Here is a 21,033-nt window from a genome sequence, read left to right as displayed (position 1 = left end):
GGGGGAGCGCCTCTGCGGCCCGGCGCCGCCCCCGCCGTACCAACGGCCGGGGGGGAGCGTCCGGGGCCGCCACACGGGCATACAGCGCGTTAAGCGGTCCCGGCGCGGTCATCAGAGGGCCGCCAGGGCGGCGCGGCGGTGCGCGTCGATCTCGGCACGACGGTGAACCGGGCACAGGATCTCGTACGACTCGCCGGCGTCCGCGTCCCATGCCGCGATCCCGCCCGTGCCCTCGCACGGGCAGTCGCCGTCCAGATCGACCAGGCCGTTGCGCGCGAGCGCCCCCTTGGACATCCCGTCGACCGAGACGCTCAGCGCCCCACCCTGCTCAGCGCGGACCAGCCGGAAACGCCGGGGGAACCGCTGCTCGTGACGCGCCTGGACCTGCGCCGTCAACCGCTCGTGCATGTCCAGCAGCCGCCACCCACGGAAGTACAGCGCCTGGCGCCGCATCTCCGCCTCACCCAGCCGCTCCGCACCCTGGACGATCCAGGCGCGGAACTGCTCCTTCGTGTGGTGGCGGCGCCCGTTCGGCATGTCCGACGCGTACAGCGCCACGGCCCGCTCAGCACCCGTCAGATCACTGACGTCAATGGGTGCGATGGCCTCGGCCTTGACCGCTTCGGCACGCCGTTCAGCGATGGTTCCAGGCATCATGGAGTTGCCCCTTAGAGGGTCAGGGAGCGGCTGTCTGCTTGGCGGTAGGAAGCCGCTCCTTGCTTTTCCTGGCATGACCAGGACTTTTCGCAGGTTTTCCACCCCAGTCGGGGCGGCCCTACTGCTGACTAGCTTGCACTAGTCTGCTGTGGCGCACAAGCCCTACGGAGTGGTGTGCACTAGTTCGCTGTGGTGGGTACGCTCAGGGCATGACTGTCACAGGAGGGCCCAAGCCCAAGGCGGTGCAGGTCGCAGACGCGCTTCGCGAGGACATCAAGCGCATGAAGCCTGGCGACAAGCTTCCGTCACAGCGAGAGCTGATCGAACGCTTCGGTTTCGCAAGCCAGACCATCCAAAACGCACTGGCCACGCTGAGGACTGAGGGGCTGGTCGTGTCCGCCGGAAACCTCGGTAACTTCGTCAGTGACGGGACCGTCCCACCAAGCGACGTGCACGAGGAGATCAATGAAATCCGCTCCTTGATTCAGGTGTTGGCTGAACGGGTGGAAGCACTCGAACAGCGCTCCACCGTGGCTGGTGCGTGATCTGCAACCAGCATGGGAGGAACGGAGCGTGTGGCGTAAGTGACATCGAGGGGGCGAGCGTGTGAGCTGGGGACATGTCCGGTGTCACCCCGGCGTCCCCTTCCCTGTCCCCAGGGGCAAGGCGCGAGACTCAGCGGGTAAGCACTCGGAGGAGGACGTATGAGCGACGACAGGCCCGCATGGGCGCGACGTATCGCGGCCGAGCGGGCGGCTCGCGACTGGTCCCAGCGAGACGCGGTGAAGGCCCTTCGGGCCCACTCCCAGGACGAGCTTCCCGCAGATGACAGCCTGATTCGGCAGTGGAAGCGGTGGGAGTCCGGGCAGATCCCCAACGAGTTCTATCGACCGCTCATCGCGGCCGTTTTCGGGACCGTGACGCACGCGCTCTTCCCCGCGCCGGCGCGGCGGGATGGGGACAAGGAGATCTTGGCGGCGAGTGGCATGGAGACGCTGGAAATCATGAGCCGCCTCAACCGGTCCGACGTGGATACGGCCACGCTCGATGCGTTGCGGATCACCACAGACCGGCTGTGCTCGGAGTACCCGTTCATGCCGAGCGAACAACTCCTCATTGAGGGCCGTCAGTGGCTCCGCCGTGTGGTTGAGCTCCACTCGAAGAGCCTCACCCTCACGCAGCACCGAGAGGTACTGGCGCTGTCTGGCTGGCTCGCTCTCCTCGTGGGCTGCGTGGAGTACGACACGGGTGACCGACACGCAGCCGAATCGACGCGCCGGGCCGCCCTCTCACTCGCGACGGAGGCGGATCACGCGGAAGTCGCCGGATGGGCACACGAAATGCGAGCCTGGTTCGCGCTCACCACTGGGGACTATCGGGGCGTCATCGCGGCGGCACAGGCCGGAACCGACGTCGCCGCTCACCAGGGCGTCGCCGTGCAGCTTGCAGCGCAAGAAGCCAAGGCGTGGGCCCGGCTCGGGGACCGGCGGCGGGTTGAGGTGGCACTCGACAGGGGACGCAGCCTGCTCGAAGGAATGCCCTACCCCGAGAACCTCGACAACCACTTCGTGGTGGACCCGGCGAAGTTCGATTTCTACGCCATGGACTGCTACCGCCTGGTGGGAGAGGACAAGCTGGCCCGGACACTCGCTCAGGAAGTCCTCCGAGCCGGTACCGACTTCGACGGTTCGGAGCGCTCGCCCATGCGGAACGCGGAAGCGCGCGTCACGCTGGGCGTGACTGCCGCACGGGAGGGAGACCTCGAACAGGCTCTCATCATGGGGGAGCGCGCCCTCGAAGGGGAGCGCCAGTCGGTCCCCTCACTCATCATGACCAGCCGGGAACTGGCAGCGGAGATGCGACGCCGGTACGCGTCGGAGCCTGCCGCTCAGGAGTACCTCTCGCACCTGCACGAGCTTGGGCAAGCGACGCCCGGGTTTCTGCCTCAGTAGCCATTGAGGGCAATGAGGACCGCCCTTCGGGCGGGCAACCCTCGGGGCGCCCACGGCGGGCGGGAGCTCCCGCCGCCCGGCGCCTGCGGGCCCCCTTCTCCAGGGGCGCTACTTCCGCTACCGCCGCTACCGTTCAGGTCAGAGCCGTGATCGAGGTAGCGGGAACGGGTAGCGGTAGCGGCTACGCCCGGGGTGGACTCTTAGAGGCGGGAGGTTCCGCCCACATTCCGCTGAGTCGCGACTCATCGGCACTCAACGCATCTCAGTGCAGGTCAGAAGGGGTGCGGCTGAGACGCTCATCGCCACTCACAGCGGACGGCGGTTCATCCGGCCGGTACGTCGTCGGGACCGAGTGAGCGCCCGCGTCTGTCCGAGGTGCGGATTTCTGCGTCACCGCGTCACCTGCGACACCCAACCCCTCTGACCTGCACGTTTCGGGTGACGCAGAGCGTTGGGTGTGCGTCAACGGTGACGCAGGCGTCCGTCAACGGTGACGCAGGTGACGCAGGTGACGCAGCGGTGACGCAGAATTCGCTGTCTGCGTCACCGCTGTATGTGCAGGTCACGGGGCGGTTTTCATGATCAGGTGACGCGGTGACGCAGAGCTTCCCTACTTAGGAAAAAAGAGGGGGTGTCTGTAGTAGTGCAGTGCGCCTCAGAACCTGAAGAACGAGCCGCTTCGCGGCGCGACCATCGCAGGGCGGCGCCGCCGCCGAACAGCAAGAAGAGCACCCCGGCGGCTGGTGCTCTTCTTGCTTGCACGCCGTTCCAGCCGGGCGTGCGGACGGCTTTTACCCCGGGGCTCGCCGCAAGGTAAGGCCGCTCTTCAGAGGGGGCAGTCCGGCCGGCACCCCGCTCGTGCCCCCTCTGAAGAGCTGTGGTGACCGAGGGACGGCCTGGGGGGCGTGCCTCTGCCGCCCCCCAGGTAAAGGCCGTACGTGCGCCTTCCAAGGAGGGGCGCCCCCCCCTGGAAGGCCGTCCGCGCGCCCGGCGGCGCTGTAGGGAAGACACCACCCCGGCGGGCGCGGGTGGTGTCTTCGTTCGCCTTGAGTCGCGATGCGCGTCTCAGGTGCACCCCTTCTGACCTGCGCTGAGATGCGTTGAGTGCCGCTGAGTCGCGACTCAGCGGAATGTGGGCGGAACCTCCCGACCCTAAGAGCCTCCCGGGCGTAGCCGCTACCGCTACCCGTTCCCGCTACCTCGATCACGGCTCTGACCTGAACGGTAGCGGCGGTAGCGGAAGTAGCGCCCCCTGGAGAAGGGGGCCCGCAGTCGCCGGGAGGCGGGAGCTCCCGACCGCCGTGGGCGCCCCGAGGGTCGCCCGCCCGAAGGGCGGTCCTCATTGCCCTTCCTCGGTTCGTCTACAGCCGACAGAGCAAGCCCCCTCTACCCGCCTTACCTTGCAGCTCAGAGGGCACTACCCACCCCTCTACCGGGGTAAGGCCCCCCGCCTACCCAGCACCCCTCACCCCTGGCCGCTCCGGTCCGGCCGCACGACAAGGCAGGACGGAGCGGCTGGGCGGGGCCCCCTCTACCCGACGGATACCGCCGGAGGGTTGCCTGAGCAGTAAGCGGAATCGCCCGGAAGACTGTTCAGGGAGGCAGAGAGACCCCCTGGCAAAGACCTCCAGAGGGGGGTTTCCGGGGTCTGACCTGCGTGCCTCCCTGCCTCCCTGATCGTTGATCTACGCAGGTCAGATACGGGGAGGCACCCCAGGGAGGCACTCAGGGAGAACTCCCCGCCTCCCTGACGCCTCCCCGGGAGCCTCCCCGTAGAAACGGAATGCTTCCGGCGCCTTCCCGAGGGCGCGACGAACGTCTACGGGGGCCTTCAGCGCGAGCGAGCCAGAGGGCGCCACAGCGGGCGCTCCGGCCCCGCTTCGCACTATCTGCGATACACAAGCCCGCCACCCACGTCCTGTGATCAAGGAATCCGCTGGTCGGAGCCCATTCGCAAGCAGAACTCTGATTGTGCTCCGGAGCCGTGTGCGCAGGTTCGAATCCTGCCGGGGGCACTTCGCAGGAAGTGCCTAAAGACCCCGCCTCCAGCGCGTTAGCTGAGTGCGGGGTCTTTGCGTATGTGCAGGCGAATGCCGTCGAAAGCAGCCGTTTGCCAGTGATCACGTAATGCCGACGTAATGATCTTCGAGGGCCTCTCCGCTGCTCAGGGCCCCAAAACGGCGCTGCCAGCACACGTTCGCATCACGCTGCCGCATACCGGTTTCCCTCAAGGTCGTCTTGGAGTACCTGAAGGTGCTTGCCTGGCCAGTCATCACAGTAGTGTTGGCCGTCACCTTCAAAAGCGATGTGAAGCAGTTGCTGAGGCGGCTCCGCGGTGTTCGAGCTGGTGGTGCGGAGCTCGACTTCGAGGAGCGTGCACGAGAGGAACGCGTCGCAGCGCAGGAGGAAGCCGGCGAAACTGTCGAGGAAGCCGGAGCTGATTCTGCGCGAGAAGATTCAGCCCCTGTCCTGCTCGCTCTTGCCGACGTGGCTGACGCCCCTCCCGAAGCAGCCGTACTTGGATCTTGGCGCTTGCTGGAGCAGAAGATCCTCTCGGCGGCATATGCGGCGCTGGGGTGGGACCCCGATCGTCCACCGCATGCTGATCGACGAGCTGGGCCGTGCCGGGTTGGACCAACGCGCAGTCCGATCGATACGTCGTATGTCCGACCTGAGGAATCGGGCCGCGCACGAGGATGTGACCGTTACGCCCGAGGGCGCGCGAGAGTTCGCCATCGCTTGCGACGGCTGGATACATGTCCTGGACGGCTTCATGACCGGCATTCATCTGAGTGCGGATCTCGACAGCGAATCGCCTGACCGCCCGGGCGGGTAGTCCCAAGCACACGAAGCCCCGGTGAGTTCCGGGGCTTTCGTGTGAGGGCTGTGTGGGCCGCTTCATCGCCGAGTGCGACGGGAGTCGTCACGCTCAGCTATGCCCCGTAGATTTGGGTGCAGGGCGGGCTGGGCCGCGAGGCCCACGCACAGAGCGCCGGACCCGTCCAGCGGCGGATCCGGCGCTCCTGGCTACTCCAGTCTGGCTGCTCCAGGTCGGGCTACTCCAGGTCGATCAGGTGGTCCACCGCCATCACCAGCGGCTCCCCGTACCCGAACCGCTCGCCGAGGGCGGCGAAGCGGTCGTACTGGGGCTGCGTCAGCGGGACCCAGTACTCGGACAGGCACCGCAGCAGCAGGCGGAACGCGAGGTCCGGGCCGGCCTGGGTGGCGGCCAGGTTCAGCGCGGGGACGACCCCGCCGACGCGGGCCCAGCCGTGCTCGGTGATCGCGACCGGCAGCTGCGGGGTGACGAGGAGGATCTCGTCGAGGACCTCGCCGGTCAGTGACTCGGAGGGCGGGGCGGGGGCCGGGGGGTGGTAGGCCGGATCGTCCTTGCGCAGCCGCTGCAGGCATACGTCGATGATCTGGCGCAGCCAGTCCCTGCCGTCGACGCCGAGGCGGTCGATGTCGTAGCCCCGGCAGGTTGCCGCCAGCCACAGTGATGTGACCGCCCAGGTGGGAAGCGGAGACTCCAGCAGCCGCAGCGAGTCCTCCAGCAGCGCCGGCGCGGCCTTGCCGCCGAAGCTCTCGGCCGAGCTCGCGACGATCTCGAGCGCGGTTCCCTCCCGGGTCCAGTCCTGGTGGAACCGCCTGGTGAGCTGGGTGAGCCCGAAGTCGGGGGCGGCGCGCCAATCGGTGGTCATTGTCCCTCCTTCCTTACACCGGGTAGGCGGTGAAGACGTAGTACCCGAGGGGGTGCCCCGGTGCCTTCTTGAGAAGAACGACGTACCCGTTGCCCGCGTCGCGCACGTCGCCGTTCGGCCGGTAGACCTTGCCGAGTGAGTTCTTCGCACCGAACGTGCCCTTGATGGTGTACGGCTCAGTGCTGCCGCTGGCCAGCCACTTGAGGAGCGTCTGGGACTTGGGGTTCTTCGCCTTCGTGGCGGCATCGTTCGCGATGGCGTAGTCGACCACCTGCTGGGCGGTCTGCTCATCGACGAAGACGCTGTTGATTCCCTTCTCTGCGATCAGTTCGTCCAACTTCTGCGGGGTCGGGTTCACATGCTCGTCGAGGGTGTGGGCCTGGCCCGGGAACTCATCCGCGTCCTTCGCCAGGTTGTTGCAGTTGTGGACGAGTACGTCCTGCGCCCCGGCGCCGGCGGTGCGTACGTAGAAGGTATGCAGGCCGTCGACGGTGAGGTCGTAGACCGACTGCGGGGCGATGCCGTCGCGGTCGGTGAGGCCGGTGACGGGCCGGGTGCTGCCGTCGGGCTCCTGCAGCAGATCGCCCTTGTGCAGGTCGGAGGCGAAGGTCCAGCCCGCGTTGACCACGTACACCCGGTGACCGACGGTGGTGGTCAGCCGGCTGCCGCCGGAGAGGGTGATGTCCACCAGGTGGTCGGTGTGGTGGGCGAAGGACGCCGTGACCGGCTCCGCACGCGAGGTGTGGGTGTCCGGGTCGGTGGCGCGCAGCCGGTCGCCGACGCGGATGTCGCCGATGGCCTTGTAGGAGCCGTCCGCCAGCAGCACCCGTGTGCCGGCGGGGAAGCTGTTCAGCTCGCAGTTCGCGAAGGCGCCCTCGTCGACCTTGACCTCTGCTTCGAGGCCGGCGAGCGCCTCGCTGTCGAGTCCGGCGGCCTTGACCCCGGTCCAGGCTTCCTCGATGCCCTTGCCGGCCTCCATGGCCCTGCGGAGGCCGACCACGGACTTGATCATCTCGCTGATCTTGCCGTACGGGATGAAGTTGGCGGCGGCCCAGGCGCAGCCGCTCACCTTGCCGTTGGCGCAGTCGATGAAGTCCCCGGCGACGATGTGCACCAGGTTGTTCAGCGAGGCCTGGATCATGTCCTTGGCGACGATGTGCACGGTGCGGGTCTCGGTGAACGCCACCGGCCGCGTCGCCAGCGACTGGCGCAGGCAGTCCACGCTGGTGGGGCTGGTGACGTAGCAGATCAGCACGTCGGAGTAGACGGTGCCGCTGATGTGCATCGGTACGTTGATGTCGCAGGTGCCGTCGCTGCCGGTGGTGCAGCCGCCGGGGTCGGTGGTGATGGTGAGGTCGTCGGCGGTCTCCAGGATGGCGTAACCGCCGTCCCACTTGTCGATGACCCGGGACTGCCGGGCCTGGGTCTGGGCGTTCGCCTCGGCCGTCTCCGCCGACTTCTCGGCGGCTTCGGAGTCGGCCTGGGCGTTCTTGGCGGCTTCCTGAGCGTCGGCCGCGTCCTTGGCCGCCTGGTCCGCTGCCTTCTGGGCGGCGGTTGCCGCGTCCCTGGCCTGCGCGGCGGCGCTGCGTGCGGCGGCGGCGTCGCGTTCGGCTTCGGTGGCGGCGCTGTCGGCGGCCGCCGCGTCGCTCTCGGCGCTGTTCGCTGAGGTGTTCGCGGCGGCGGCGTCGGCCTGTGCCTGGGCGTTGAGCTTCGCGGTCGCCGCGTCGGCGGTGGCGGCCGCTGCGGCGTCCTCCGCTGCCGCGGCGGCCGAAGTGCGGGCCTCCGCTGCGGACTTGGCTGCGGCTGCCGCGTCGGTCGCCGCGTCGGCTGCGGCCTGGGCTGCGGCCTTGGCGTCGGCGGCGGCCTTGTCGGCGGCGGCCTGGGCCAGCTTGGCGGCGTCGGCGGCGTCCTTGGCGCGTGCCTCGGCGGCCGCCTGCTGCTGCTGGGCGACCGTCTTGGCGCCCTGCCCGACCAGCACCGCCAGCGCGGCGGAGGAGTCGTCCTCCCGGAACGGGGTGCCCAGCGCGATCGCGTCGTTGGCGGGCGCCATCACGGCGGCCGCCGAGTCGCGGGCGGCGGCGGCCGACAGAGCTGCCGCGTAGGCCTGTCCGGCCGTAGTGGCGCTGTCCTTGCGGGCCTGGTCGGCAGCCGCCCGGGCGGCCACCGTGTCGGAGGCGGCCTTGTGCGCGTCCGCCTGCGCCGAGGCGGCCAGTGCGGTCGCGGCGTCGGCGGCCTGGGCGGACTGGTGGGCGGCGCTGAGCGCGTCGGCGGCGGCCGAGTGGGCGGTGGCGGCCGCGGCGCGGGTGGTGTCCGCGTCCGACTGCGCCTGGTTGGCGGCCGCCCGGGCCTTCTTCGCGGCCGCGTCGGCGTTCGTCGCTGCCGCCCGGGCCGCGATCGCGGCGTTGGAGGCGTCGTCGGCGTCGGCCTGGGCCTTGTCGGCGGCGGTGGAAGCGTCGTCGGCGGCGTGTCGCGCCTTGGTGGCGGCGGCCTTCGCCCCGTCGGCTGCGGAGGTGCCGTCGGCGGCAGCGGCCGCTGCCTCGGCGGCGTCCGCCCGGCTGTTCAGTGCGTCACGGCGGCCCGCGGCGTCGGCGGCCCGGCCGCGGGCGTCGGCGGCCCGGGACTCGGCGGTCTGGGCGTCGGTCTTCTTCTGCGCGGCGGTGGCCTCGGCCTGTTCCGCGTCGGCCCGCTTGCTCTCGGCCGTGACCTGCTGGGTGTGCGCATCGGCCTCGTCGGCGGCGGCGATCTGACGCTTGCTCTCGGCGAGCGCCCGGTCGGCGGCGGCGTTGGCCGCCTGCTGCTGGGCGATACCGCGCTGGGTCGCCGCGTCGGCGGCGGCCGTCGTCGCGGTGGCCTGGGCCTTCTCGGCGGTGGTCCGGTCGGCCTTCGCCGTCGCCGCAGCGTTGGCGGCAGTGGTGGCCTGTGCGGCCGCGGCCACCGCGGCGGCGTGCGCCTGGGCGGCGGCCTCCTGGGCTGCGGCCTTGCGGAACTCCGCCTTGAGCGCCTCGGCCTGGGTCTTCGCCAGCGACATCAGCGCAGCGCTGTCGTCGACCGACGCCTTCGCAGCGTTCACCGCGGTCTGGGTGGCCTTGGCAGCGGCGGCGGCAGCGGCGGAGGACGCCTTGGTGACCTGCGCCGACTGTTGCGCGTACGCCAGACCCCGTCCGTAGGGCGTGTTGTTCGCGGCGGCGATCTTCCCGGCCGCCGTCTCGGCGGCGGACACCGTGTCGGCCTGGGCCTTCGCGTCGGCGGCGGCCTTGTTCGCGATCGTCAGCTGGGCGGCCGCCCGGGTACGGGCGTTGCCGATCTCCTTGGTGGCGTACGTGAAGTCGGCGGGCTTGGGATAGGACAGCTCGTTGGAGCTGTCCTTGGGGTGTTTGGTCCAGTACGACTGCCACTTGGCCAACTGCCCGGCGATCCAGGACTGGCCCACAGACTCGACCATCGCCTGCGAGGCCGTCTGCAGATCGCTGTTGGCCTGGATCTCCGCCGTGACGATGTCCGCGCGCGGTGCGGCCTGCGCGTCCAGCTCCGCCTGCCACTCGGCGCCGGCGGTCTTCACCACCGACCCCAGTACGTGGTTCGGGTCCAGCGGGTTGTCGCTGTCGCAGGAGGCGAAGCGCAGCTTGAGGGCCTCGACCTCCATGCGGTACTCGACCGACCCCGGATCGGGTGCGGTCTTCGGGAACCCGCCGTTCTGAAGGAAGATGCGTACGTCGTCGGCGTGCTTGTTCCCGGTGAACACCTTGCCGTCGTCGAACGGCTCATAGGGGCCGAGTGCCTGCCATGCCTGGGCCTCGGCGAGGTTGGCGGAGGTCTCCTCCTTGCCCGAGTACAGGTGCAGACTCTTGGCCAGCGCCGTGGCTGCGGTCATCGAGGCCGGCTGGGCGATCGGCGCCAGGTCCCCGTAGAGCGAATCCTGGCCCTTGAAGTACTGGTTGACGTAGAACTTCGTGACGCCGAGCGTGCCGTAGTAGTCGGGCGACCAGTGGAACGCGGTGTTGGTCATGCCCGGCAGATCGAAGTTGTCCGGGACCGACTTGTCCCACGTGTGGTGCCGGTCGCTCAGGGTGTCCCAGGTCTTCGAGTAGTCGGCCTGGTCCTTGTCGTACGCGGTGGACAGCGGTGTGGTGTTCCAGTACTCCGGATTCGCCAGCCGGTGCAGTTCGGCGGGATCGGTGCTCGTCAGCCCGGACTTGGTGACCGCCTTCAGGGCCGGGCCGCCGGCGTGCAGGATGAATCCGAGCCGGCACACATCCGTACGGATGGGGGCTGCGGTGTCCTTCAGACGTCCCGGGTAGGCGTAGGTGTCGGTGTCGTCCCCCGCGCCGGTGTCCTTGGGCGTGGCCGCGAACGCCGGTGCGGCGGTGACGAGCAGGGCTCCTGCGACGGTTGCCGCCGCGAGCGCATGCCAGCGGGACCGGCGTCTGGTCAGGACGCCGGCGGATCTGTAAGTGGCCAATTCGGCTCTTCCCCGTGTGAGTCTTGAGTTGTGTGTGGGGAATGTAAGGGCTGACGCACTGGACCGTCACGATGTCGTGACGCAGATCACGCGGCGCGAGCCCGCGTCGCATCGGTGAATTGACCGTCCGTCAGTTCACGTCCGGTATCGGTAGAGGATCCGGCCCCAGGTGAGGTCGTAGGGGCTCAGCTCCACGAGCACCCGGTGGTACGGGAGGATCTTGATGTAGTTCTTCCGGATCTTCCCGCTGATGTGCGCGAGCACCTTCAGTTGCTTCGGCCGCGAGCGCCGACCGCCCTTTGATCGGGGCTCTTGCTCCGGTGACGCGGAAGCGCCCGCGGGGAACCGCCGCCGCGATCCGGCCTTGGGATGGAAGACCCTTCAGCATCCGTAGGCCCACAAGGCTCGCGAGCACGAGACACCCCATCAAAACCATTAGACCTGAGCCGCCCAACGAAGTAGGAATCGATCCAGAGGGACCGAGGGGCCGCGCACGCGCGGCGGCGCCGGTCGGTCGCCCCGCGCCGCCTCCATGTCTTCGCCACCGGCCGCACGTCGCCGCCCGCCCGTCGCCGCACACAGCGGCCAAAACCCAACACGGGCACGGGGGCGAACGATGATCCCCAACGGTGCAGGTCAAAGACGCTTTGTGTTACCGAAAGAGGCCGGATCGTGGTGGCGGCGGCATACGGTCCGACACCGCCAGATACGCGGACGTTCGAACGGCCCGCCAATCCCGCACCAGGCCACCGGGTGGACGGCAGACGCGGCCATGGAGCAGCCACTGTCAAGGCAATGCCTCCGGCGGGGGATCGGCCGGCACCGGGATGGAGGGGGCGCCGTTCCGTTCCCCGACTGCGGGTCCGTGGTGGCGTGCGCGGGGTGCTCCCATCCCGCCCACCATGGACCCAGGCGGAGCCGAGCAGACGTGGCCCATGGCGTCCAGGTCGTTCGTACAGTGGCGCGCTCCACCTGGACGCCATGAACCACGCCCGCTCCACGGTGTGTGGGTCTACGGCGGGCGGGATGGGAGCTGGGCAAGTGGTGGGTTGAGGTCGGGACTACTGCAAACCTGCCGCGCTCCCAGCATCGAGATCCGCGAAGAAGCGGTCCACGATCTCGCTGTCGGCGCCACATTCGAGAGCCTCGCCGACTATCCGACTAGCCAGCTCCGTGGCCAACGACACGACGTCTCCCCGCAACTCCGTCTCCGCAATGACCCGATCGGCTGCGAGCCGTGCCTGAGCCTCCACAATCATCGCCTCGCGTTCCCGCAGGCCGTCAGCGCGAATCTCGGCGATCAGTTGCGTGCCCTCCTCCAAAGCCTCCTGGCGCAGGCGGGCTGCCTCGCGTCGGGCCTCAGCCAGCTCCTCGCGATACTTGGCGAGGACCTCATCGGCCTCCGCCGCCAACTGTTGAGCATGTTCCATCTGGCCCTCGATGGCGTCCTTCCGTTCGCCGAGGACCTTGTTGATGCGTGGCAAGAGAACCTTGCTCATGCAGACGAAGACCGCAGCGAAGCTCACCACGCCGACCACCGTCGGCGCGAGCCCAGGTATCAGAATGCCCATGTCAAGACCATACGGGAGTAATGATTGCGTCATGGAATGTATTAGGTAAGAGCTCACATCCATCTGGTGCGGCAGCCACCCGCTCCCGTGTGGATCAACCAGAACGGCCACAGGCAAGAGGAGGGCACCCCTAGTGCCCCAGGCGTGCCCGATCGAGCGGCGCCCAGCGGGGCATACCGGGGAGTGGCGGCAAGGGTCCCAGCAACGCGCAGGTCACCGTCTTGCCAGGCCAGCGCACATCCAACGTACGCGATCTTCCAAACTTGTGCTCCAGGACCCGAGCGCGGCGGCGCTTGACTCGGTCATTGAAACTCCAGTGCAAAGCCGCTCCGTTGATCGCGACGGAGCGCTTGCCGAACAATCGTCTTAAGGTACGGCCTATGTCTGATAGATCGATGTCTACGGGCCGCCTATGGGCAGTCCTGCTCGGGGTCGACGCTGTGGCTACTGCGTCGACGATCGTGGTGTGGAGGCAGAGCGGAACACCGTGGACCGAAACCTTGGTCAGTTCGGGTGTAGTTGCTCTTGCGGGCCTGATAGCCGGCCCATGGGCGATAAGGCGGACCAGTGCAAGGGTCGAGGAAGCAATGCGGCAACAGCGTTGATCCAGTTCGGTCGCCTCTGAGAGTGCGGTACGACCGCCGCCAGGGACCCCGCCGCAACGCAAGCGGAGCTCTCCTCCCACGCGCGAAAGCACCCCACCCCATGCCGACAGTTTCACACGTCGAATCAGCCGCCTGACGGGCTGGCACTTACGGGACAGCTCTTGGCAGAAAAGCTCAGTAGCGGTGGCCGTCTTGTTCACTTCCTTCGTCGCAGCGATGGTCTTTTGGCGTCCCCGCGGGACGGCGGCGTTCAGATCGGCTGGGGTTGGGAAGGCGCGGTTGGCAAGGGTCATGCGCCGCAGTCCCCTCAGGAAGTCCGCACCATGGCAGACAACGCACAAGCGACAGCCGTCCCCGGCTGGGTCCTGAAGTTCATGGACGCCATCGACACCCTGGAGTTCGGCAAGGGCTTCGCGCCACTGACCGACAACACCGACATGTACTTCGGCACCACGCACATCCACGGTGTCGAGGCCATCAAGGAGTTCTTCGTCAAGATCGACGCGCCGCTGGTCATCAGCCATGAGGTACTGGAGTTCTGGACCGCGGGCGACGGCGTCCGTCTGCTGCGCGGTGAGGCGGTCATGGCCAAGAAGAGCGAACCGGAGCGGGTGGTGCGCGCCCCCTTCATGCACATCTTCTACCTCGACCAGGAAGAGCCGGTGCGCATCAGGACGCTCCGTGTCACCGCGGGCCCACTGCAGACCGACGCCGTGATGTGACCCGGCTCAGGGCAAGGCCTCCGCGAGGTCACGGCTTGCCGGTCACCGCGCAGAGTTCGTCGATGTCGCGGGTGCGGTCCCGCGTCCGCGGGGTCGGGACGCCGACGCGTGAGGGGACCGATGCCGGGTTCGAGCAGTTCCAGACCATTGACCAGTGGCCTGCTGTTGAGCAGGTCCAGCGGCGCGTCCATCGGATGCCACTCTCCCTCTGGATCGAATCATTCGACGGGTTGACCCACACCCGTGCTTGCAGGGCGAGGAACTAACCAGAGCACGCATTTCAAAGGGGTCAGATATGAACTCGGTGCACCACCGGACCGCCACTGTCGACGGCTATGAGATCTTCTACCGCGAAGCCGGCCACTCCGACGCCCCCGTGATCGTCCTGCTGCACGGCTACCCGACCAGCTCGTTCATGTTCCGCGAACTCATCCCGCTGCTGGCCGACGACTACCACGTCATCGCGCCGGACCACCTCGGCTTCGGCCACTCCGACGCCCCCCTCGTAGGGGAGTTCACCTACACCTTCGACGCCCTCACCGAACTCACCTCCGGACTGCTCGACCAACTGGGCCTGGACCGCTACGCCCTCTACGTGCAGGACTACGGCGCCCCCATCGGATGGCGCCTGGTGCTCCAGCACCCCGAACGGATCTCCGCCCTCGTCACCCAGAACGGCAACGGCTACGAGGACGGTTTCGTCGAGTCGTTCTGGACCGACGTCTGGGCCTACGGAGTGAACCCCGGCCCCGACACCGAACCCGCCGTCCGCGCCGCGCTGGGCGTCGACGCCATCCGCTGGCAGTACCTGCACGGCGTGCCCGACCCGAGCCTGGTCAGCCCGGACACCTGGGAACACGACTTCGCCCTCGTGTCTCGCGAGGGCAACGACGAGGTCCAGCTGGCGCTGTTCCACGACTACCAGAACAACCGCCCGCTCTACCCGCTGCTGCACGAATTCCTACGCACCAGCGAGGTCCCGGTGCTCGCCGTGTGGGGCCGCAACGACGAAATCTTCGGCCCGGCGGGTGCGCGGGCGTTCGCCCGCGACGCCAAGGAGGCAGAGGTGCACCTGATCAACGGTGGTCACTTCCTGCTGGAGAGCCACCTGGACGTCGTCGCGGGTTACCTGCGCGGCTTTCTCGGGCGGGTGCTGGGATAAGAACTCGCGCAGATAGGCAGATAAGGCGTCTACTCATGTGCGCCGGTGAGGGCGTGCCTTCCAGCGGTGAGTCCTCCATGCTGGGCGGATGAGACTACGTACGGTGATGACGGCGTCGGCGAGGTCGAAGAAGGCGTCAATCACGGTGAGTCGACGCTCGTAGCATCGGGCGAGGCGGTGGAAGGCCTTTTGCCAGGCGTGGGTGCGCTCCACGTGCCACCGTCGACTTGCCTGAATCGGCCCTTTCTCTCCTTTGCGTGCAATCCGGCCGAACAAGTTGCGGCCGTCGAGCAGGGTGAGGGTTGTGACGGAGTCGTTGCCGGCGTCCAGATGGATGGTGATGTCGTCGGGTAACGGTCCAAGTTCGTAGAGGCGGTCCAGGGTCGGGGCGAGCAATGGTGAGTTGTGGCGGTTGACCCCGGCCAGGACACGGCCCTGTCGGGTGCGGTGCAACGCGGCAGGGCCTGTCCCGGCGCCGTGGGCGGGTGATCAGGGGCGCAGCCCGTCGTCGGGCCACGGGGACGGTCAGGCTGCCGGCGCGAATGCGGTGATGGCGTCGACAAGGTCGGCCGGGGCTTCCAGCGGGATCAGGTGACCGGTGTGGGGGACCACCACGAAGTCGGGGTGTGAGAGGTAGGGCACCAGGTTGTCGCGGAGCACGCCGACGGGCTCCACCTGGTCATGTTCTCCGGCGACGACGAGAACGGGCACGCTGACCATGCACGTGTGTTCGGTGATGTCCTGCGCGATGCCGTGCAGCGGCCACTCGGTGCGGGCGGCGTCGGTGACGGTCCGCGAGTCGGTCACGATCTGCGCCTTGACCGACGCGGGCAGCTCGGTCGCGGTGAGGACGTGATCCCGTGCCCCGGCCACGGACTCGGCGGAGTCGTAGGCGTGCGACAGGGCTTCCTGGTACTCGGGAGTGACCTGTGCGGCGGGCTTCGCCGGGCCGGAGCCGACGAGGACAATGCCGCGCAGGCCGGCGGGCCGGGTGGCCGCGACCAGCTGTGCGACCTTGCCGCCCATCGAATGCCCCACCAGGATGTAGTCGGCGACCCCCGCATCCGCGAGCACGGCGAGTGTGTCGTCGGCGAGCTGACCGAGGGTGTAGGGACCGGGCAGAGCGCTCGACCGGCTCCACCCGCGGAAGTCGACCGTGAGCACGTCACGGCCCGCCAGGCGGTCGACGACGAGGTCCCAGGTGCGGGCGGAACCGCCCCAATAGTGCAGGAACACCAGAGTCGGTCCGGTCCCCGGCCGATGGTCGTAAGTGGGCAGTAGCGTCTGCTGCGTCGTGTCCATGATGGCTCTTCCGGTCGATGCTCTGGGCGATTGCCCTGTGCATTCATTGAAACTTCTGCACCCGGACCGGGCATCGGCGTGACTGGTCACCCGATGGTGAAAACTGGACACGTGAGCGTGATCCGGCAAATGACCTACCAGCCTGCGGGACGCTGCGCCGCCTCGGTCGAGACGATGACGTTCGGCCGCCTTCGCGAGCTGAACGACGGCGGCACGCAGCGCGCCGACTTCCACGTTCTTGCCGTCATCGACACCGGACCCGGCACAGTCACCGTCGATTTCCGCCGCCACCCGCTCCAAGATCAGTCCGCGGTGTGGATTCCACCCGGCGCCGTGCACCGGTGGGACGACATCGCCGACGTGGCAGGGCACCTCGTGCTGTTCGTGCCGACCGCGCCGGTCACCCACGCCACCCGAGAACTGGTCGCCTCCCCGGACCCGGCCGCGCACTGGAGGATCCCCGACGCCGACTGGCCCTTCGCCGACACGGCGCGCAGCCATCTCCTCCTCGAAGCATCCGCCCCACCCAGTGACTCCCGGACGGAGCTGCCCGAAATCCTGCTCTCCGCGCTCATCACCCGACTGCACCCACCGCACGCCGAAGCACGGCTCAGCCACCCGGTGTTCCGGTTGTTCCGCTCCAGCGTCGAAGCGCACTTCCGGCAACACCACGACGCCGGCTACTACGCCCGTGCGCTGGGATACGCGCCCCGCACCCTCTCACGAGCGGTGCAGCAGGCCACCGGCCGCACCGCGAAGGCGTACATCGTCGAACGGATCACCCTGGAAGCCAAACGGCTCCTCGCACACGACCGCCTCACCGCCGCCCGCTGCGCCGACGTACTCGGCTTCCCCGACGCATCCAACTTCTCGGTGTTCTTCCACAAGGCCACAGGCAAACGCCCGGGCGCGTGGCAGGCGACGGTGGCCGCCGAGTGAGGAGGCGCCCACAAGAACACTCACATCTATGATCACGTGGCGTCACAACCCGTGACCACCGGAACCCGTGACCACCGGAACCCGTGCTCGCCTCTCTGTATCGGTGCCCCACCGTACCCACCCGTGCGATCTCTGAGTCGATCTCACGCTCGACGCGCAAGATGAGACGTGCGTGCGGCCCGACACACAGTTCGAAGACGTGGCGGTCCAGGCCCGTCGGCTCTCTGACGTGTCCACCCTCACGGAGGAAGGCCCACCGTCAACCGCCGAGTGACCAGCCCAGCGGACCTCAGCGGCCCCGTAGTCGATTGCTTGGGACGAAGAGGTCGTGCCATGCGCGTGCCAGATCCTGCGGGGAACCACGGAGCCACCCGCCAGGCGGCCACACGCTTCCGTCGCAGGTCAGCCCATACAGCTAACCGGAATCACCTCGCTTCTCAAGTTGATGGTCCTGCCGTTCGTCCGGGCTGCGGCGCTGGGGCGCCGGTCCCGGCCGAGCGGCAGGGCAACCAACTACCGAGGAGCGGTTCAAGCGGCAGGCGCCTCCCGAGGAGGGAGCAGCGGCATGCCTGCCGTCGCCTCTCCTGACTCCGCGTTCAGACCGGCCGCAATCAGACTCGCCAGCAACTCAGCCGCCTCAGGACGAACGGCCCCGAGCTGCACCAGCCCGTCACCGAAAACGTTGACGTCGGCAACCAGGCCGGGGAAGTCGGAGTCCTGCCGGAGCAGCACGAGCTGATCAGCCAATGCGTCGGCGCTTTGCCGTGCACGGTTCCAGCGGCGTACGTAGGGCACGCCCGGCGACAGGTTCTCCGCTCGTTTGGCCACTACTCCGCGCCGGTCGGTCATGATCTCAGGCCCTTCCTGGTGCTCTTCGGCGACGGTGGGTCTGATGCAGGTTCGGGTGACAGGTTGACCTGCCCCCCGGTTTGGGTTCCAGCTGCGGTGGCTAACTGGCGGCGTGGATGGTGTCTTGTGCGGAGAGTAGTCCTCGATGTAGATCGAGTTGCTCAACCGCAAGCGCTGGAAGACCCGGGTCGAACTGGCCAACGCGATCTTCGAGTTCATCGAGATCTTCTACAACCGCCAGAGACGACATTCAGCGCTGGGCTACCCCACCCGCATCGAGTACGACCTGCCACCAGCGAACTGTCAGCTGACGCTCATACCCCGTTCCGGCCACTGTCGACGCTCCTCGAATACGGAGTTGATCTTCCGTGATGCCTTGAGGAACGTGTAGTCGGCGTTGCCGTCGTCGGAAGTCGAGCTGCGGCTGGCCGTATCCACTGTGAGCGTGCGGCCCTCCCCATGCGGACGCTATTGGCGAATCAGCAGCCGGGGCTCCGTCCCATCGACCTCACGGTCGGTACGGAGCCCCGGCGTATGCTCCGGCTTCGTTACTGCTGCCGAACGACGTTCTCCGCCTGAGGTCCCTTCGGCCCCTGCGTCACCGCGTACTCGACCTTGTCGCCCTCGTACAGCTCCTTGAACCCGGTGGACTGGATGGCCGAGAAGTGGACGAACACGTCCGGTCCGCCGTCATCCTGCTGGATGAACCCGAACCCCTTATCGGCGTTGAACCACTTCACTACGCCTGTTGCCATCGGTATGAGTCTCTCTTTCAACGTCGCCGCACGAGCGACACCCAAGGCCAAGGCAGCCCGCTGCTGCCTGCCTTCGCCCTTGAATACCCCTCATTGAGTGGATCTCCAAGCATCGGCAGACAGCAATTCGCCAATAGCGCCCGAAGTGAGGGCGGGGGACGTCCGGTTGTGTGAGCAGCGGAGGGGACTTGTCCGGTCGTGGAGGTGGTGATGGGCGCGGGCCGCGCGCGACCGTCATCAGGGTTTTGGCTCCTGGACTGAGTGGAGCGGTGTCAGGCCGTGCGTTTGCGGGCTGTTGTCTTCTTGGCTGTGGCCTTCTTCGCTGTGGCCTTTTTCGCCGCCGTCTTCTTCGTTCCCTGCGTCGACTTCGCCGTCGACTTCTTGGCCGAGGCCGACGCCGACGCCGACGCCGCCGTCTTCTTTGCGGTTGTCTTTTTGGCCGTGGACGTCGACTTCTTTCCGCCTGCCTGTTTCGGGGCCGCTCGGGCCGACTTGCGGGGCGGGAGGCGTCTGATCTCTGCCGGCTGCTCCTCGCCGCGCGACTCCTTGGCGGCCTTCACGCTCTTCTCCAGCGCCGCCATGAGGTCCAGGACCTTGCCGCCCGTCGCCGGTTCCGGGGCCTCCGGCGGTGCCTCGCCCGCCGCCTTTGCCGCTACGACCTCCTCCAGTGCCTCGCGGTACTCGTCGTGGAGTTCGTCGAGCTCGATCCCGCCCAGGGTGTCCATCAGGGCGTCCGCCAGGTCGAGTTCCTTGTCGTTGATGCTGACCTTCGCATCGGGGGCCACGCCCTCGGGAGCGCGGACCTCGTCCGGCCACAGGAGGCCGTGCATGGCGATGGCGTCCTCCACCACCCGCAGCATGCCCAGCCGCTCCCTGCCGCGCAGGGCGAACTTGGCGATCGCCACCTTGTGGCTGCGTTTCAGGGCCTCACGGAGCAGCGTGTACGGCTTTGCCGCCTGGGCGCCGCCCGCCGCCAGGTAGTACGCCGCGTCCATCTGGAGCGGGTCGATGCTGTCCGCCGGAACGAAGGCCACGATCTCGATCGTCTTCGCCGTGGGGAGCGGCAGATGGGCCAGGTCCTCGTCCGTGATCGGGATGATCGTGCCGTCCGCGTCCTCGTAGCCCTTGCCGATCTCCGCCCCGCTCACCTCCTTGTCCTCCAGTTCGCAGACCTTGCGGTAGCGGATGCGGCCGCCGTCCTCCACATGGATCTGACGGAAGGAGATCGAGTGGCTCTCGGTGGCGTTCACCAGCTTGATCGGGATGCTGACCAGGCCGAACGAGATGGCGCCGTTCCATATGGATCGCACGTGCAGCACCCTTTCGGTCTGTTTTGATTGATTTGCAGCGTTCACGCCATTTCATTGCAGCTTGCGTGAGATTCTCATCGTATGACGCCGATCACAGAGGTGGAGGGACGACGGCTCGCGCTCAGCAACCTCGAGAAGGTGCTGTATCCCGCGACCGGGTTCACCAAGGGTGAGGTGCTGCACTACTACGCCACCACCGCCGATCACCTGCTCCCCCACCTCCGTGACCGGCCCGTCTCCTTCCTGCGGTATCCCGACGGGCCGGGCGGACAGATGTTCTTCGCCAAGAACGTGCCCCCGGGTACGCCCGACTGGGTCACCACCGCCGAGGTGCCGCGGATGGAGGGGCCGGCGCGGATGGTGCTCGTACAGGACCTGGCGAGCCTGATGTGGGCCGCGAATCTCGTCACCGAGTTCCATACACCGCAGTGGGTCGTACAGAACGCCGGCGTCGCCGACCGGATCGTCTTCGATCTCGATCCGGGGGCGCCCGCGACCGTCGTCGACTGCTGCGAGGTCGCCCTCTGGCTGCGGGAACGGCTCGCGGCCGACCGCATCGACGCCTTCGCCAAGACCTCCGGCTCCAAGGGGCTGCACCTGCTCGCCGCGGTACGGCCCACCCCGTCCGAGCAGGTGAGCGAGTACGCCAAGCAGCTCGCCGTCGAGGCCGAGCGGGCCATGCCCCGGCTCGCCCTGCACCGGATGACCCGGAGCCTGAGGCCCGGGAAGGTCTTCGTCGACTGGAGCCAGAACGCCGCCCGGAAGACCACCGCCACGCCCTACACCCTGCGCGCCCGGCCCGAGCCCACCGTCTCCGCGCCGGTCACCTGGACCGAGGTCGAGGAGTGCGGGTCAGCTGCGCAACTCACCTTCCAGGCGCCCGACCTCGCGCCCCGCCTCCAGGACTACGGCGATCTGCTCGCCCCGCTGCTCGATCCTGCCGGTGCGGCGCCACTGCCGTGAGTCCGCTGCCCCGGCCCCGCTGCGGGCCGTCCCTGGGGGCTGCCGCCCCCAGACCCCCGCTGTCGGCCTGACGGCCTCGTCCTCTA

General features: G+C 68.1%; 14 protein-coding genes and 3 pseudogenes. 8 read left to right on the top strand and 9 right to left on the bottom strand.

Annotation, left to right across the window (positions count from 1 at the left end):
• Positions 1-111: 111 nt before the first annotated feature.
• Positions 112-657, bottom strand: coding sequence for a hypothetical protein (locus AB0N07_RS44290; protein ID WP_365845471.1), 546 nt, complete (start codon positions 655-657; stop codon positions 112-114).
• Between the two features lie 209 nt (positions 658-866).
• On the opposite strand from AB0N07_RS44290, the gene AB0N07_RS44285 reads away from it, so the two are divergent.
• The 3 genes from AB0N07_RS44285 (at position 867) to AB0N07_RS44275 (ending at position 5,445) form a co-directional block, all read left to right on the top strand.
• Positions 867-1,202: a winged helix-turn-helix domain-containing protein gene (locus AB0N07_RS44285; RefSeq protein WP_365845469.1), complete on the top strand. Its 336-nt coding sequence runs from the start codon at positions 867-869 to the stop codon at positions 1,200-1,202.
• A 159-nt stretch (positions 1,203-1,361) separates the two neighbouring features.
• Positions 1,362-2,609 (top strand): XRE family transcriptional regulator, encoded by a 1,248-nt coding sequence (locus AB0N07_RS44280; protein WP_365845467.1) that lies wholly within the window; start codon positions 1,362-1,364, stop codon positions 2,607-2,609.
• A 2,599-nt stretch (positions 2,610-5,208) separates the two neighbouring features.
• On the top strand, positions 5,209-5,445 hold the full coding sequence (locus AB0N07_RS44275; RefSeq protein ID WP_365845465.1) for a hypothetical protein: 237 nt from the start codon (positions 5,209-5,211) through the stop codon (positions 5,443-5,445).
• A gap of 220 nt (positions 5,446-5,665) precedes the next feature.
• Here AB0N07_RS44275 and AB0N07_RS44270 read toward each other — a convergent pair whose 3' ends face one another.
• The 4 genes and pseudogenes from AB0N07_RS44270 to atpF all read right to left on the bottom strand — a co-directional run bounded on the left by AB0N07_RS44270 (position 5,666) and on the right by atpF (position 12,340).
• Entirely contained in the window at positions 5,666-6,310 is a 645-nt protein-coding gene (locus tag AB0N07_RS44270; RefSeq protein WP_365845463.1) for a hypothetical protein, read from the bottom strand.
• Between the two features lie 13 nt (positions 6,311-6,323).
• Complete coding sequence (locus AB0N07_RS44265; RefSeq protein ID WP_365845461.1) at positions 6,324-10,769, bottom strand: polymorphic toxin-type HINT domain-containing protein; 4,446 nt, start codon at positions 10,767-10,769, stop codon at positions 6,324-6,326.
• 135 nt (positions 10,770-10,904) lie between these two features.
• Positions 10,905-11,157: pseudogene (infA, locus tag AB0N07_RS44260) on the bottom strand (translation initiation factor IF-1).
• A 673-nt stretch (positions 11,158-11,830) separates the two neighbouring features.
• Positions 11,831-12,340 carry a F0F1 ATP synthase subunit B gene (atpF, locus tag AB0N07_RS44255; protein ID WP_365845459.1) on the bottom strand — a complete coding sequence of 170 codons (510 nt, stop codon included), beginning with the start codon at positions 12,338-12,340 and terminating at the stop codon, positions 11,831-11,833.
• A gap of 928 nt (positions 12,341-13,268) precedes the next feature.
• On the opposite strand from atpF, the gene AB0N07_RS44250 reads away from it, so the two are divergent.
• Positions 13,269-13,667, top strand: coding sequence for a nuclear transport factor 2 family protein (locus AB0N07_RS44250; RefSeq protein ID WP_365845457.1), 399 nt, complete (start codon positions 13,269-13,271; stop codon positions 13,665-13,667).
• Positions 13,668-13,962: 295 nt separating this feature from the next.
• Positions 13,963-14,829 carry an alpha/beta hydrolase gene (locus tag AB0N07_RS44245; protein ID WP_365845455.1) on the top strand — a complete coding sequence of 289 codons (867 nt, stop codon included), beginning with the start codon at positions 13,963-13,965 and terminating at the stop codon, positions 14,827-14,829.
• Positions 14,830-14,862: 33 nt separating this feature from the next.
• On the opposite strand, the pseudogene AB0N07_RS44240 reads toward AB0N07_RS44245, so the two are convergent.
• Positions 14,863-15,264 (bottom strand): annotated as a pseudogene (locus tag AB0N07_RS44240) (IS5/IS1182 family transposase); the annotation flags it as partial.
• Positions 15,265-15,354: 90 nt separating this feature from the next.
• Positions 15,355-16,131, bottom strand: coding sequence for an alpha/beta hydrolase (locus AB0N07_RS44235; RefSeq protein WP_365845453.1), 777 nt, complete (start codon positions 16,129-16,131; stop codon positions 15,355-15,357).
• A gap of 111 nt (positions 16,132-16,242) precedes the next feature.
• Here AB0N07_RS44235 and AB0N07_RS44230 point away from each other — a divergent pair, with 111 nt between their 5' ends.
• Together AB0N07_RS44230 and AB0N07_RS44225 are read left to right on the top strand one after the other, a co-directional pair.
• Positions 16,243-17,070 (top strand): helix-turn-helix transcriptional regulator, encoded by an 828-nt coding sequence (locus AB0N07_RS44230; protein WP_365845451.1) that lies wholly within the window; start codon positions 16,243-16,245, stop codon positions 17,068-17,070.
• Between the two features lie 988 nt (positions 17,071-18,058).
• Positions 18,059-18,208 (top strand): annotated as a pseudogene (locus tag AB0N07_RS44225) (IS3 family transposase); the annotation flags it as partial.
• 259 nt (positions 18,209-18,467) lie between these two features.
• Here the strand turns inward: AB0N07_RS44225 and AB0N07_RS44220 are convergent.
• Both AB0N07_RS44220 and AB0N07_RS44215 read right to left on the bottom strand, forming a co-directional pair.
• Entirely contained in the window at positions 18,468-18,674 is a 207-nt protein-coding gene (locus AB0N07_RS44220; RefSeq protein WP_365845449.1) for a cold-shock protein, read from the bottom strand.
• 272 nt (positions 18,675-18,946) lie between these two features.
• A complete protein-coding gene (locus tag AB0N07_RS44215) occupies positions 18,947-19,993 on the bottom strand; it encodes a Ku protein (protein ID WP_365845447.1) in 1,047 nt (348 codons plus the stop codon).
• A gap of 72 nt (positions 19,994-20,065) precedes the next feature.
• Between AB0N07_RS44215 and ligD the strand changes: the two genes are divergently transcribed.
• Positions 20,066-20,947 carry a non-homologous end-joining DNA ligase gene (gene ligD / locus AB0N07_RS44210; RefSeq protein ID WP_365845445.1) on the top strand — a complete coding sequence of 294 codons (882 nt, stop codon included), beginning with the start codon at positions 20,066-20,068 and terminating at the stop codon, positions 20,945-20,947.
• The last annotated feature ends 86 nt before the right edge of the window (positions 20,948-21,033 follow it).

The organism is Streptomyces sp. NPDC051172 (assembly GCF_040682555.1).
In the GTDB taxonomy this organism is placed as follows: domain Bacteria; phylum Actinomycetota; class Actinomycetes; order Streptomycetales; family Streptomycetaceae; genus Streptomyces.
Note: the sequence above shows the minus strand (reverse complement) of the source record. Positions and strands in the feature narration are given on the sequence as shown.

Coding starts and splice junctions, on each gene's coding strand:
- AB0N07_RS44245 (WP_365845455.1), top strand. CDS start 13,963: ATGAACTCGGTGCACCACCGGACCGCCACTGTCGACGGCTATGAGATC.
- AB0N07_RS44280 (WP_365845467.1), top strand. CDS start 1,362: ATGAGCGACGACAGGCCCGCATGGGCGCGACGTATCGCGGCCGAGCGG.
- AB0N07_RS44285 (WP_365845469.1), top strand. CDS start 867: ATGACTGTCACAGGAGGGCCCAAGCCCAAGGCGGTGCAGGTCGCAGAC.
- AB0N07_RS44235 (WP_365845453.1), bottom strand. CDS start 16,131: ATGGACACGACGCAGCAGACGCTACTGCCCACTTACGACCATCGGCCG.
- AB0N07_RS44290 (WP_365845471.1), bottom strand. CDS start 657: ATGATGCCTGGAACCATCGCTGAACGGCGTGCCGAAGCGGTCAAGGCC.
- atpF (WP_365845459.1), bottom strand. CDS start 12,340: ATGGGCATTCTGATACCTGGGCTCGCGCCGACGGTGGTCGGCGTGGTG.
- AB0N07_RS44220 (WP_365845449.1), bottom strand. CDS start 18,674: ATGGCAACAGGCGTAGTGAAGTGGTTCAACGCCGATAAGGGGTTCGGG.
- ligD (WP_365845445.1), top strand. CDS start 20,066: ATGACGCCGATCACAGAGGTGGAGGGACGACGGCTCGCGCTCAGCAAC.
- AB0N07_RS44250 (WP_365845457.1), top strand. CDS start 13,269: ATGGCAGACAACGCACAAGCGACAGCCGTCCCCGGCTGGGTCCTGAAG.
- AB0N07_RS44270 (WP_365845463.1), bottom strand. CDS start 6,310: ATGACCACCGATTGGCGCGCCGCCCCCGACTTCGGGCTCACCCAGCTC.
- AB0N07_RS44275 (WP_365845465.1), top strand. CDS start 5,209: ATGCTGATCGACGAGCTGGGCCGTGCCGGGTTGGACCAACGCGCAGTC.